9 protein-coding genes are annotated in these 14,315 nt (G+C 33.2%); 5 read left to right on the forward strand and 4 right to left on the reverse strand.

Annotated features, from left to right (window positions below; translation table 11 throughout):
• Positions 1–89: 89 nt before the first annotated feature.
• Complete coding sequence (locus DFQ09_RS15060) at positions 90–2,141, reverse strand: HD family phosphohydrolase (protein ID WP_115811797.1); 2,052 nt, start codon at positions 2,139–2,141, stop codon at positions 90–92.
• Positions 2,142–2,255: 114 nt separating this feature from the next.
• On the opposite strand from DFQ09_RS15060, the gene DFQ09_RS15065 reads away from it, so the two are divergent.
• Positions 2,256–3,434, forward strand: a complete 1,179-nt coding sequence (locus DFQ09_RS15065) for an acetyl-CoA C-acyltransferase (RefSeq protein ID WP_115811799.1) — start codon at positions 2,256–2,258, stop codon at positions 3,432–3,434.
• Between the two features lie 9 nt (positions 3,435–3,443).
• Positions 3,444–4,193: a C40 family peptidase gene (locus DFQ09_RS15070; protein ID WP_115811801.1), complete on the forward strand. Its 750-nt coding sequence runs from the start codon at positions 3,444–3,446 to the stop codon at positions 4,191–4,193.
• Positions 4,194–4,243: 50 nt separating this feature from the next.
• On the opposite strand, the gene DFQ09_RS15075 is transcribed toward DFQ09_RS15070, so the two are convergent.
• The gene (locus DFQ09_RS15075) at positions 4,244–5,530 is read right to left on the reverse strand and encodes a tetratricopeptide repeat protein (RefSeq protein ID WP_115811803.1); all 1,287 of its coding nucleotides are present in this window, start codon (positions 5,528–5,530) and stop codon (positions 4,244–4,246) included.
• Positions 5,531–5,556: 26 nt separating this feature from the next.
• Positions 5,557–8,100: a DNA gyrase subunit A gene (gene gyrA / locus DFQ09_RS15080; protein ID WP_115811805.1), complete on the reverse strand. Its 2,544-nt coding sequence runs from the start codon at positions 8,098–8,100 to the stop codon at positions 5,557–5,559.
• A gap of 423 nt (positions 8,101–8,523) precedes the next feature.
• Between gyrA and DFQ09_RS15085 the strand changes: the two genes are divergently transcribed.
• Both DFQ09_RS15085 and DFQ09_RS15090 read left to right on the forward strand, forming a co-directional pair.
• Positions 8,524–11,073 (forward strand): ATP-dependent Clp protease ATP-binding subunit, encoded by a 2,550-nt coding sequence (locus DFQ09_RS15085; protein WP_115811807.1) that lies wholly within the window; start codon positions 8,524–8,526, stop codon positions 11,071–11,073.
• 84 nt (positions 11,074–11,157) lie between these two features.
• On the forward strand, positions 11,158–11,529 hold the full coding sequence (locus tag DFQ09_RS15090; RefSeq protein WP_115811809.1) for a hypothetical protein: 372 nt from the start codon (positions 11,158–11,160) through the stop codon (positions 11,527–11,529).
• A gap of 38 nt (positions 11,530–11,567) precedes the next feature.
• Here DFQ09_RS15090 and hutH read toward each other — a convergent pair whose 3' ends face one another.
• On the reverse strand, positions 11,568–13,097 hold the full coding sequence (hutH, locus tag DFQ09_RS15095) for a histidine ammonia-lyase (protein ID WP_115811811.1): 1,530 nt from the start codon (positions 13,095–13,097) through the stop codon (positions 11,568–11,570).
• A 128-nt stretch (positions 13,098–13,225) separates the two neighbouring features.
• Between hutH and DFQ09_RS15100 the strand changes: the two genes are divergently transcribed.
• Positions 13,226–14,263 (forward strand): TlpA family protein disulfide reductase, encoded by a 1,038-nt coding sequence (locus DFQ09_RS15100; RefSeq protein WP_115811813.1) that lies wholly within the window; start codon positions 13,226–13,228, stop codon positions 14,261–14,263.
• The last annotated feature ends 52 nt before the right edge of the window (positions 14,264–14,315 follow it).

Here is a 14,315-nt window from a genome sequence, read left to right on the forward strand (position 1 = left end):
ATTACAGTATAATCCATTTAGAAATAGAATAAACTTTTTTACTCTTTAAATTACATTTAAATCAGAAAAAGAATAGATTTTACTTGTATTTATTCAGGATACTCAATCCTCAAATGATAAATATTAGCCAACTTAAACTTAAGTACTTTTTTAAGCGATTGAATTTCTTTAAAGGTGATATCAGCATTTAGAAACTGACCACCTTCCATCTGCTTGTTAATTATGTTCTCAACAAAATCATTAATTTTAGTGCTTGTTGGTTCTTTTAAACTTTTAGAAGCTGCTTCAACACTATCGCACATCATAAGTATGGCTGTTTCTTTACTAAATGGAGTTGGTCCAGGATAAGTAAAATCTCTGATATCAACATTTTCATTTGTTGCCTTTTCCTTCATATAGAAATAATAAACCAAACTCGTGCCATGATGCGTTCTTATGAAATCTATAACACGATCTGGAAGATTATATTTTTTAGCGGTTTCAATGCCGTTTAAAACATGATCTATAATAATTTTCGCGCTTTCTTTATTCGATAATTCATCATGTGGGTTAATACCTGTACTCTGGTTTTCTGTAAAATACGTCGGATTATTCATCTTACCAATATCATGATACAAGGCTCCTACCCTAACCAACATGGCATTTGCTCCGATTTCGTTGGCTGATGCTTCTGCTAAGTTGGCAACGTTTAACGAGTGATGAAATGTTCCTGGTGCTCTGTTAGATAATTCTTTCAATAATTTGGTATTGGTATCAGAAAGCTCTAAGAGTGATACATCAGAGACTAATCCGAATATTTTTTCGTATATATAAATCAAAGGTTGAACAAATAATGTTGCCAAACCAGAAAGAATAAACATGCCAAAAATCTCAAATTTTAAACCTGTTAATTGCCCTTCGTGAATTACGAAAAACGCAAAGTAGGCTATGATATATATAAACGTTATTTGTCCTACAGATATAAAAAGATTTGCGCGTTTATACAATTCAGAAACAGTTAATATAGTAACCATACCTGCAATAATCTGAAGGAACATATACTCGTAACTATTAGGCACTACAAAACCTAAAAGCAACACGGTAAGCACATGCGTAAACAACCCCAATCGCGCATCGAAAAAAGCCTTTAAAACCAATGGTAAAATACATAGTGGCACTACATATATATATTGAGAATTAAAGTTGATGACTAACGTACTTAAAAATATCATTAACGCGATATTAAAAAATATGAATGTAACTTTAGTGTTGTTTAAAAAAACTTCTTTTCTGTACTTACTAAGAAATAATAATAGCATAAGAAGAGCCAAAGCCACTAACAAAGTATAGGCTATAAGTACCCAATTGTAATTGGTTGAATTCCATACTTGCGATTCATATTCAGATTTTAGCGAGCTTAAAATATCATATTGCGCTTCTTCAATAACCTGACCTTTTGAAATAATAAGCTGATCTTTCTCTACACGACCTCTTGTTAGGGATATTCTAGACAATTCTTCTTCTAATGCCTTCTCTGTTAGGCTTCCATTTAATTTAATATTAGGTTTTATAACATCGAAAAAAACAGATATCATGCGCTTTTTTACATCAATAGGAATTGAATTCCCCATATCAGACTCAACACGACTCCGTAAATTACTCAATTCAAATAAGCTGCCATATTGAATTTCTTTTTCAACTTTATTGGCTGTCGCTAATTTTACCGGTCTATCATCCGCATAATTGTAATCTAAATCTAAAACGCCAACGTTGTAAAGATTATTAACTATTGTTTTTCCCTTTTTATATAAGTCTGAGTTTTCACTAATAAAATTACTAGAGTCTTTAAACACCTGATTAAATCGTGCTAAATAATCAGAAAACACCTCATCTTTAACGTCTCTATTTATTTCAAAATAAACAAGACTTCGGTCTTTAATTTCATTTTTCTCGGCATCAATTTCCGCTTGAGACTTTTTAATAGCAAAATTAAAAGGAGCGTATAAATTTTCAGATTGCCAAGGTTTCCCTTTTTCAAATGAATATCTAAATTTTCCTGTTTTAGGAAACAGATATACTATAAACAATGTTGTTACAATGAACAACAAAATCTTATAGACTAAAGCGTGATTCTTATACCACTTATTGAAGAATACATTCATATACAATCAAATGTAATAAATATTAGAATTTTAGAAGGCTAATATCATTAATACATTCTCAAATCTCTCAAAAAATGTTTAATTTCGCATCAAATAACATCAAATATAATTACAATGAATAAGGACGTCGTTATAGTTTCAGCAGTAAGAACACCTATCGGAAGTTTTTTAGGTGGCCTATCTACAGTACCAGCACCACGATTAGGAGCTGCTGCTATTAAAGGAGCTTTAGATAAAATAAACTTGAAACCTGAATTGGTGGATGAAGTCATTATGGGAAATGTTGTTCAAGCTGGTTCAGGACAAGCACCTGCGAGACAAGCGGCTATTTATGCTGGTTTACCAAACACCGTTCCTTGTACCACTATTAATAAAGTTTGTGCTTCTGGTATGAAAGCCGTAATGCAAGCTGCGCAAGCGATACAATTAGGTGATGCTAATATTGTTGTTGCCGGAGGTATGGAAAACATGAGTTTAATTCCACATTATTACCACGCAAGAAGCGCAACTAAATTCGGACCAGCAACATTAGAAGATGGCATGCAGAAAGATGGCTTGGTAGATGCATATGATAATAACGCTATGGGCGTTTGTGCAGATGCCTGTGCTACGGAATATGATTTCTCTAGGGAAGATCAAGATGCTTATGCTGTTCAATCTTATAACCGCTCAAAAGCGGCTTGGGAGAATGGAAAATTTAATGATGAAGTGATTTCTATTGAAGTTCCACAACGAAGAGGAGAACCTGTTATTGTAGATAAAGATGAAGAATATACTAATGTAAGGATGGATAAAATTCCTGCATTACGACCTGCATTTACAAAAGACGGCACAGTAACTGCTGCAAACGCGTCTACAATTAACGATGGTGCTGCCGCCTTAGTTTTAATGAGCAGAGAAAAAGCAGAAGAATTAGGCTTAAAGCCTATTGCGACTATAAAAGGATACGCTGATGCTGCACATGAACCTGAATGGTTTACGACTGCACCATCTAAAGCATTACCAAAGGCACTAGCTAAAGCAAATGTAGAATTGGATGCTATTGATTTCTTTGAATTTAATGAAGCATTTTCTATTGTTGGTTTAGCAAATATGAAGATCTTAGGATTAACTGATAAAAACGTAAATGTAAATGGAGGTGCTGTTTCTTTAGGCCATCCATTAGGTTGCTCTGGAGCTAGAATATTAGTTACGTTAATTAATGTATTACACCAAAACGACGCTAAATTAGGTGCAGCTGCTATATGTAATGGTGGTGGTGGTGCATCTGCAATGGTATTAGAACGCGCTTAACTAAACCCTATGCAATACGGCATTTGCAATCTTGGAATTGTACCAATACGATTAGAACCTACCGATACCAGTGAAATGGTAACGCAAGCTTTATATGGTGATTACTTTAAGGTCTTAGAACAACGTAAGCAATGGAGCCGTATTCGTTTTGCTTTTGATAAGTATGAAGGTTGGATAGATAATAAACAATATCTAGAAATTGAAGAATCTAACTATAATAATTTAGATAAGTCTGATATTAATTTATCTAAAGACTTAATTGAATTTGTTTCAGATGCTTCTAATAATTTATATCCTATTCCTGTTGGATCGGATTTAAATGGCTTGAATTTATTAAATCATAATTTTGATGGTGCTGCGTTAACTTCAAAATGTACTAAAGAGCATATTATAAAATCCTCTTTTCTATTTTTGAATGCTCCTTATTTATGGGGAGGAAAAACGCCCTTTGGAATTGATTGTTCTGGCTTTACGCAAATGGTTTATAAGCTTAACGGTTACAAGCTTTCTAGAGACGCATCAGAACAAGCTACCCAAGGTGAAGCCTTAAGTTTTATTGAAGAAAGCGAACCAGGTGATTTAGCCTTTTTTGATAACGCAGAAGGTAACATTACGCATGTTGGTATTATAATGGAAGATAATTATATTATCCATGCGCATGGTAAAGTAAGAATTGATCGCTTAGATCATAGTGGTATCTATAATATTGATAAAAACACACATACTCATAAGCTAAGGGTTATTAAAAAAATTGTATAAAAAAAAGCGACTTTTCAGTCGCTTTTTTCTTTTATGGTTTACTGTAATTTTTAATTACCGTTTGCTGAAGTTTCAATTTCCTCTATTTTAGCTCGCATTGCTTTGAATTTATCAGTTTCACCAAGTGCACTGTAAATATTCATTAATGTTCTTGCAGCATCAACATTAGTACTTTTCAATTCTAACGCTTTTTCTAAATAAGGAATAGCTTGTTGATATACTTGAGTACGCTTTTCTTTTAATTCATCATACTTTTTATTATCAGCAGAACTGGTTCCTAAATTATTCATTTGCTCAACTATTTCAGCCTCTCCATTTAAAATTACTACTGCTAAATTATTATAAGCATCAACGTAGTTTGGATTAATGGCAAGAGCTTTTTCATAATATTTTATAGCTGCCTCTGAATTACCACCTTCTGCAGCTAATACTCCTAAATTATATTGTAATTCTGCGTTAGTAGGATCCTTTTCAGTCGCTTCCTCCATTAAAGATCTAAACTTCTCTTTATTTCCCATTTTAAGGTAAACATTCGCTTCTGATAATAATAAACCAATATCATCTGGATTTTCAGCTCTAGCATCTGCCATAGCTCCTAATGCTTTTTCATTATCCCCTTGAGAAACATATATTAAAGCAATGTTTTTTACAATCTCAGCTGTTTTAGATTCACTTTTTTCATTTCTAGGATCTTTATGTAGTTTCGCTTTAACTGAAAAATCTCTTGATGATTTATTAGCAAAGTTTTCTTCTTCGCCAGTTTCAACATTAGTTGCATAGTAATTCATTTGTGCACCACTATACCCCATGTTTTTAAGTTGCAGGTAATAATCTAAAGCCGTATTGTAATCTGGTTCTGTTACTGCAGAAGAAGCGGCATAATAAAGATACAAGGTATCTTTAGGTGACATTCTATATACTTTTTCAAAACCTTTTGCCGCTACTTTATAATTTTTATTAGTAAATGCGTCATTAGCTTTAGTTAAAAAAGTATTAACCATACCTGTTGTCATTTCATTAGCTTCTTGGGTGTACTTTAATTTCCCCATCTTAGATTCTAGCGCTTTCAAGTTGTCTAAACTTGTTATAGCCTCATCTACATTAGCATCTGTACCGTTGCCGTTTGCATACAATGCTTTTGCTTTCAATAAATAAAATTTAGCCTTAGACTTATCGTCCATACTTCCAATTAAAGCTTCCGCCTCAGTTGTTGCTGATTTAGCATCAGCAAAATTTGAATTTTTAAGTGCTTTCTCTATTGCCTTTATCTCATTTTTTTGTGCAAAAGACAATGACGTAATTGCTACAACTAGCACTAATGTCAGTAATTTTTTCATCTTGTATTAAATCGTTTTGTTGTTAATTATTCGCTTTCTGTGTCATTATTATCAATTGCCGTGCCATCTTCAATAGAGTCTTCATTGTCTAATACCTCAGCATCTACATCTATTATGATTTCCTCTTCGTCATCTTTCATTACTTTAGCCACAGCCGCAATAGAATCGTTTCCTTTTAAGTTAATGAGTTTTACACCTTGTGTTGCTCTACCCATTACACGTAAATCAGCTACAGCCATTCTAATAGCTATTCCTGATTTATTGATGATCATTAAATCATCCTCATCGGTTACATTCTTAATAGATACTAAGTTACCTGTTTTTTCTGTAATGGAAATAGTTTTTACACCTTTTCCTCCTCTATTGGTAATTCTGTAATCTTCTAAGCTAGAACGTTTTCCATAACCATTCTCAGAAACTACAAGAATATTGCTTTCCATATCATCGACAGCAATCATACCTATTACCTCATCTGTTTTTTCATCTTGAAGTCTAATACCTCGAACACCAGAAGCATTTCTACCCATTGGTCTTGTCTTAGCTTCCTCGAATCTAATAGCTTTACCAGACTTTAAGGCTAACATCACTTGGCTCTCACCTGTTGTTAACTTCGCTTCTAATAATACATCATCCTCCTTAATAGTAATGGCATTAATACCATTAGATCTTGGTCTAGAATATTGCTCTAAAGATGTTTTCTTAACCTGACCTTGTTTCGTTGCCATAATGACATAATGACTATTAATGTAGGCTTCATCTTTTAAATCTTGCGTACAAATAAAAGCCATCACCTTATCATCTTGCTCAATATTTATTAAATTCTGAATCGCTCTACCTTTAGAAGTTTTAGAGCCTTCTGGAATTTCATAAACACGCATCCAGAAACATTTCCCTTTTTGCGTGAAGAATAACATGTATTGGTGATTAGTACCTACAAATAAATGTTCTAAGAAATCTTCGTTACGTGTTGTTGATGCTTTTTGTCCAACTCCTCCTCTATGCTGAGTTTTATACTCTGTAAGTAATGTACGCTTAATGTAACCTGCATGAGAAATAGTAATCACAACTTGTGCATCTGGTATCATATCTTCAATACTCAAGTCTCCACCTGCATATTCAATTACAGAACGACGCTCATCACCATACTTGTCTCTTACAACCTCAAGCTCTTCTTTAATAATAGCCATACGACGATCTTTTCGGTCTAAGATATCTTTAAGGTCTATAATTGTTTTCATGATGTCATCATACTCAGAACGTAATTTATCTTGTTCTAAACCTGTTAACTGACGCAAACGCATCTCAACAATGGCTTTTGCTTGAATCTCAGATAATTTAAAACGTTCAATTAAACTATTACGAGCCTCTTCTGCATTAGATGACGCACGAATAATTTTAATAACTTCATCGATATTATCAGAAGCTATAATTAAACCTTCTAAGATATGTGCACGTTCTTCTGCTTTACGCAACTCATAAGTTGTACGTCTAACCACAACATCATGTCTATGCTCTACGAAATAATGAATTAATTCTTTTAAGTTTAATAATTGTGGACGACCATTAACTAGTGCAATATTATTTACACTAAAAGACGTTTGTAAAGCCGAATATTTATATAATTTATTAAGAACGATATTTGGAATTGCATCACGCTTTAAAACGTAAACGATACGCATACCATTTCTATCCGATTCATCACGTATAGAAGCAATACCATCCATTTTCTTTTCATTAACTAAATCAGCAGTCTTTTTAATCATGTCTGCTTTGTTAACTTGGTAAGGTATCTCAGATACAATGATACATTCTCTACCTTGTACTTCTTCGATAATAGCTTTTGCACGCATTACAATACGTCCACGACCTGTATGGAAAGCTTCTTTAACACCATCGTAACCATATATTGTTCCACCTGTTGGAAAATCTGGTGCTTTAATGTGTTGCATTAACTCATCGATTTCAATATCATTGTTTTCAATATAAGCTATAGTACCATCTACAACTTCGGTTAAGTTATGCGGAGGCATATTGGTAGCCATACCAACGGCAATACCAGATGCACCATTTACTAAAAGCCCTGGGATACGCGTTGGAAGAACAGTCGGTTCTTCTAATGTATCATCAAAGTTTAATTTATGATCTACAGTTTCTTTATCAATATCTGCCAACATGTCTTCAGATATTTTACGCATTCTAGCCTCTGTATAACGCATTGCTGCAGGACTATCACCATCAACAGATCCAAAGTTACCTTGTCCATCAACTAACATATAACGTAAACTCCATTCCTGAGCCATACGAACCATTGCATCATAAACCGAGGTATCTCCATGTGGGTGATACTTACCTAAAACTTCACCAACTATTCTTGCTGATTTTTTATGTGCACTATTTGCTCTAATACCAAGCTCGTGCATACCGTAAAGCACACGTCTATGAACTGGTTTTAAACCATCTCTTACATCTGGTAACGCACGTGACACAATGACCGACATTGAATAATCAATGTAAGCCGATTTCATTTCATCTTCAATGTTAATTGGAATGAGTTTTTCTCCTTCTGCCATATATAAAATAAATTAGTTTTTTGTGAATTTCAATAACGTGCTAATATAACCAAAATACTACTGTTTATAGTCAAAATTAATCAGGTTTTTGGGAATTTTTATTAACAATCTTGGATATCTTTTTCGTTAATAAGTATCTCTTATTTTCCTTTGATTTAAAATGCTTTTTTACTCTCTTCGTTTCAAGCATTTGATAAATATCAAATAAGTATTAAAACGACACCAATAATTCGTTTCTATTGCACTCATATTTCACTAATAGACAAAACCTTAACAAACAAACCCTAAGGTTTTAATTATTCATTCAAGTACAATTAAATTCAAGTTATTTAGGACTCATTTTAAAATTCATTTGGTTTAGGTATAGTTTTTGACCTATAGTCAATATGTTTTTATTATTTTTAAAGCAGAAAGGAATATAATATGGATGATAATTTTTCCCCAAGAGTTAAAGATGTTATTGCTTATAGCAAAGAAGAAGCATTGCGTTTAGGTCATGACTTTATTGGTACTGAACATTTAATGCTAGGTCTTTTAAGAGATGGCAATGGCAAAGCGATAGATATTTTAAGCGCCTTAGATGTGGATTTAAACCACTTAAGACGTAAAGTAGAGATATTGAGTCCGGCTAACCCTAATATCGTAACAACATCTAACGAAAAAAAGAACTTACACCTTACCAGACAAGCAGAGCGTGCTTTAAAAACAACATTTTTAGAAGCCAAATTATTTCAAAGCACCTCAATAAATACGGCACATCTATTATTGTGTATTTTAAGAAATGAAAATGACCCTACAACAAAGCTTTTAAATAAGCTAAAAGTAGATTATGATAACGTTAAAGAAGAATTTAAATCTATGATAACTAGCGAAGATGATTATTTAGACACTCCCAAAGCAGAATCGTTTTCTGATGATGACATGAATGAAGAGGAAGAAACAAAACAGAATCCATTTAGTGGACAATCTAATAAAACGAATAAAAAATCAAAAACACCTGTTTTAGATAACTTTGGAAGAGACTTAACTGTACTTGCAGAAGAGGATAAATTAGATCCCGTTGTCGGTAGAGAAAAAGAAATACAACGTGTATCTCAAATTTTAAGTCGAAGAAAGAAAAACAACCCTTTATTAATAGGAGAACCTGGCGTTGGTAAATCTGCCATAGCTGAAGGTCTAGCCTTACGAATTGTAAAACGTAAAGTCTCACGCACCTTGTTTAATAAGCGTGTCGTAACTTTAGATTTAGCAAGTTTAGTGGCTGGCACAAAATATAGAGGGCAGTTTGAAGAACGTATGAAAGCCGTGATGAACGAGCTTGAAAAGAACGATGATATTATTCTCTTTATAGATGAAATTCACACTATTGTTGGTGCTGGTGGAGCAACCGGAAGCTTAGATGCTTCTAATATGTTTAAACCCGCTTTAGCAAGAGGAGAGATACAATGTATTGGTGCAACTACTTTAGATGAATACAGACAATACATTGAAAAAGATGGTGCTTTAGAGCGTCGTTTTCAGAAAGTCATTGTTGAACCAACATCAGTAGAAGAAACGATTGAAATCCTAAACAATATTAAAGGTAAGTACGAAGAGCATCACAATGTGAATTATACCGATGAAGCGATTGAAGCTTGTGTAAAATTAACGAGTCGTTATATGACGGAACGTTTTTTACCAGACAAAGCTATCGATGCTTTAGATGAAGCAGGTTCGCGTGTTCATATTACTAATATTGATGTACCAAAACAGATTCTTGAATTAGAAAAGAAACTTGAAGAAGTTAAAGAAACCAAGAATAGCGTCGTTAAAAAGCAGAAATATGAAGAAGCTGCAAAGCTTAGAGATGATGAAAAACGATTAGAAAAAGAATTGGCTACTGCCCAAGAAAAATGGGAAGAAGAAACCAAACAACATCGCGAAATTGTAACAGAAGACAACGTTGCTGATGTCGTTTCTATGATGACAGGTATTCCTGTAAATAAAATTGCGCAAAAAGAGATTACAAAACTCTCTAAATTACCAGAACTAATAAAAGGAAAAGTTATTGGTCAAGACCAAGCGGTTTCTAAAGTAGTTAAAGCCATTCAGAGAAATAGAGCAGGATTAAAAGATCCTAATAAACCAATTGGTTCATTTATCTTTTTAGGACAGACTGGTGTTGGTAAAACACAACTAGCAAAAGTATTGGCACGCGAGTTATTTGATAGCGACGATGCCCTTGTTAGAATCGACATGAGTGAATACATGGAGAAATTTGCTATTTCTCGTTTAGTTGGTGCACCTCCAGGATACGTAGGTTACGAAGAAGGTGGTCAATTAACAGAAAAAATAAGACGTAAACCTTATGCTGTAGTCCTTTTAGATGAAATAGAAAAAGCACATCCAGATGTCTTTAATATGTTATTGCAAGTTTTAGATGATGGATATTTAACGGATAGTTTAGGTCGTAAAATTGATTTTAGAAATACGATCATTATAATGACATCTAACATTGGAGCCAGAAAATTAAAGGATTTTGGAAGTGGAGTTGGTTTTGGTACTGCAGCCGCAGTTGCTCAAGAATCAGATCATGCCAAAGCTGTGATAGAGAATGCTCTTAAAAAAGCATTTGCACCTGAGTTTTTAAACAGAATTGATGATGTTATTGTATTTAATGCTTTAGAAAAAGAAGATATTGGTAAAATTATTGATATTGAAATGACTAAGCTTATAGACAGAATAAAAGACTTGGGTTATGGACTAAAACTTACAGATAAAGCCAAGGATTATATTGCAGAAAAAGGCTTTGACAAGCAATATGGTGCAAGACCTCTTAATAGAGCGATTCAGAAATATGTTGAAGATGCACTTGCAGAAGAAATTATCAATTCTAAAATTCATGAAGGTGATACCATTATGATGGACTTAGATAGTGAAACAGGTGAACTTAGTATTAACATAACTTCATCTAGTAAAACGACTGAATCTTAAATCTAATTAAAAATTATAATTTTAAACTCCTTCGTAATGAAGGAGTTTTTTTTTATCTTAACAAAGATATTTCTATAAAAAAATATGATAAAAAAGCTAACTTTTATCTTTGGAGAATTAACGATTTACGACAATTATGTATTGGCCGTAATGAAAGAAGGCGTCACTATTTCTCCCAATTACAATGATGTTTTAATTGATATCAGTGCAACCTATTTCCATAATAAACAATTTATTTATATTACACACAGAGTGCATTCGTATTCTGTGGATCCACAAATCTATTATCAAACTGAAAAAATTAAAAACTTAATCGGTTTTGCAGTGGTTTCTCAAAATTATCAGGCAAAGTTAAATGCCCAAATAGAAAAAATGTTTTTCAAAAAGCCCTTCAAGATTTTTACTGAATTAGAAGATGCTGTGACATGGGCAAAAGAAACAACTCAAATGGATTAATAAAACCTATTAGGTTTATCAGTTATTAAAATTCAATTTTATTTTAAATCGTAATGATTCAAAAACAATTCATCAATTTCAATATCTACATCTTTTAAAAATTGAATTGAAGCTTCTATAGAATCATGTAATACTTCATCTACTTTAATAAATGGCACCACTTTTCTGTATTGCTCTAAAAACGACTCTAACAAAGGAGATGTTTTTAAAGGTCTTCTAAATTCTAAGGCTTGTGACGCATTCATCAACTCAATAGCAATTACGCGTTCTACATTTGTAACTAAAGTATAAGCCTGCGTGGCAGCATTAGCGCCCATACTTACATGATCTTCTTGGCCATTACTAGACACAATGCTATCTACACTTGCGGGTGTTGCCATTTGCTTGTTAGCACTAACAATACTTGCTGCGGTGTACTGTGGAATCATAAACCCAGAATTAAGACCAGGATTATCAACCAAAAATGCAGGCAAACCTCTTAAACCAGATACCAATTGAAAAACACGACGCTCAGATATATTACCAATCTCAGCCATGGCGATCTTTAAATAATCTAATGCCAAAGCTAAAGGTTGACCGTGAAAATTACCTCCTGAAATAATTAAATCTTCTTCGTGAAAAATATTAGGATTATCCGTTACAGAATTGATTTCAGTTAAAATCACCTTCTCAACAAAATCTAAGGTGTCCTTTGTTGCTCCATGCACCTGAGGAATACAACGAAACGAATAGGGATCTTGTACATGTTCTTTTTCTCGCGTAATAAGCTCACTTCCTTTAAGAAACTCATTAAAACGCCTTGCCACTTTACGCTGTCCTGGATGTGGTCTTACCGCATGTACTAAATCATGGAAAGGATCCAAGCGACCATCAAAAGCATCTAACGATATACTAGCTATAATATCAGCTAAATAGGATGTTTTATGAGACATCAACAGTAAGTAAACACCGTAAGCACTCATAAACTGCGTGCCATTTAACAAAGCTAAACCTTCTTTAGCTTCTAATGTAATTGGTTGCCAATTAAACTCTTCTAAAATAGTTGCGGCATCGTACTCCTTTGAGTTATGCACCACTTTTCCTTTTCCTAACAGCGGCAAAGCTAAATGTGCTAATGGAGCTAAGTCACCCGAAGCCCCTAAAGAACCTTGGGTAAAAACGAATGGAAATATATCATTGTTAAAAAACTCAATAAGTCTATTTACTGTAGCTAACTGTACTCCACTATGACCATAACTCAGTGATTGTATTTTTAGAAGCAACATCACCTTAACTATAGATTCTGGCACACGATCACCTGTTCCACAGGCATGAGACATTACTAAGTTTTCTTGCAATTGACTTAAATCAGCATCTGAAATCTTTACATTATATAAAGAACCGAACCCCGTATTAATACCATACATTGGTTTTTTTTCACTAGCTAACTTTTCGTCTAGATATGTTTTACATTTCTGTATATTGTTTGCTGATGCTTCTGAAAGTTTTAGCTTTTTATTTTTATAAAAAATATTGTAAATAGTTACAATATCTAAAGCGTCAGAAGAAATGATATGATAGTTATCCATAAGGAATGATTTTAAGTTCTCAAAATTTGGGAATATAATTGGATTTTACAAGATTTTGTTAATAATTCATTCCAGCAAAGCATTAATTTTTTAATGTTTATTTTTGCATTCGAACAAAAAAACGAGTTATGAAACGATTATTATTACTTGGTATTGCTGCAACTTTATTTGCATGCAAAGGAGAACCTAAAGATTATGTTACACTTTCTGGGAAGATAGCAAATCCTGATGAAAGTAAAACTCTTAAGGTTTTTCAAGGAAGAGATTTCGAAAAAATTATTACCGTTAATGAGGATGGTACATTTAAAGATACTTTAAAAGTTGTCGCTGGTGATTATAACTTCCAACATGGAAAAGAATATGGTCAGATCTACCTAGAAAATGACAACACAACATCTTTTGAAACCGATTATGAATCGTTTATAGATTCTATGGTGTTTAAAGGTGATGCGTCAGATCTAAATAATTTTTCTGTTCAGTCTTTTTTAATCTCTAAAAACTATTTTACTGAAGATTTAGTAGGTACTAGTGATATGAAAAAAGTTGAAGAAGCTATTAAAGGTTATAAATCTGCATACGAAGATTTAAAAATTAAATATACTGATGTAGATTCTACTCATGTTGCCTCTATGGATAAAAACATAGATATGACGGTACAGCAACTTTCTAAATTTATGGAAAGCAAACAAGCCACACTTAACGCTTTCCCTAAAGGGTCAGCTTCTCCTGCTTTTGAAAATTATGAAAATTATGCCGGAGGTAACACGTCACTTTCTGATTTAAAGGGTAAATATGTTTATATCGATTTATGGGCAACTTGGTGTGGTCCTTGTATTAAAGAAATACCCGCTCTTAAAAAGGTTGAAAAACAATACGAAGGAAAAAATATAGAGTTTGTAAGCATTTCTGTGGATGAAGGTCGTGGTTACAAAGGTGATGCTGCTGAAGCCTATAAAGGCTGGAAAAAGATGGTTAACGAGAAAGAATTAGGTGGTATGCAATTAATTGCAGATAACGGTTTTAGATCACAGTTTATACAAGACTATAAGGTTAATGGTATTCCTAGATTTTTATTAATAGATCCTAATGGAAATATTGTGAGTGCAGATGCACCGAGACCTTCTAGTTCTGCTCTAATTGATTTATTTAACGAGTTGAATATCTAATTCCAACATCAGAGAATTAAAAGCCTGTTTAAATTTATTTAAACAGGCTTTT

Source organism: Winogradskyella pacifica (genome assembly GCF_003386275.1).
Taxonomy (GTDB): Bacteria; Bacteroidota; Bacteroidia; order Flavobacteriales; family Flavobacteriaceae; genus Winogradskyella; species Winogradskyella pacifica.

Excerpts from the sequence above, each read along its gene's own strand:
- DFQ09_RS15075 (WP_115811803.1), bottom strand. The coding sequence starts at position 5,530 with ATGAAAAAATTACTGACATTAGTGCTAGTTGTAGCAATTACGTCATTG.
- DFQ09_RS15100 (WP_115811813.1), top strand. The coding sequence starts at position 13,226 with ATGAAACGATTATTATTACTTGGTATTGCTGCAACTTTATTTGCATGC.
- DFQ09_RS15060 (WP_115811797.1), bottom strand. The coding sequence starts at position 2,141 with ATGAATGTATTCTTCAATAAGTGGTATAAGAATCACGCTTTAGTCTAT.
- DFQ09_RS15085 (WP_115811807.1), top strand. The coding sequence starts at position 8,524 with ATGGATGATAATTTTTCCCCAAGAGTTAAAGATGTTATTGCTTATAGC.
- hutH (WP_115811811.1), bottom strand. The coding sequence starts at position 13,097 with ATGGATAACTATCATATCATTTCTTCTGACGCTTTAGATATTGTAACT.
- DFQ09_RS15065 (WP_115811799.1), top strand. The coding sequence starts at position 2,256 with ATGAATAAGGACGTCGTTATAGTTTCAGCAGTAAGAACACCTATCGGA.
- DFQ09_RS15090 (WP_115811809.1), top strand. The coding sequence starts at position 11,158 with ATGATAAAAAAGCTAACTTTTATCTTTGGAGAATTAACGATTTACGAC.
- DFQ09_RS15070 (WP_115811801.1), top strand. The coding sequence starts at position 3,444 with ATGCAATACGGCATTTGCAATCTTGGAATTGTACCAATACGATTAGAA.
- gyrA (WP_115811805.1), bottom strand. The coding sequence starts at position 8,100 with ATGGCAGAAGGAGAAAAACTCATTCCAATTAACATTGAAGATGAAATG.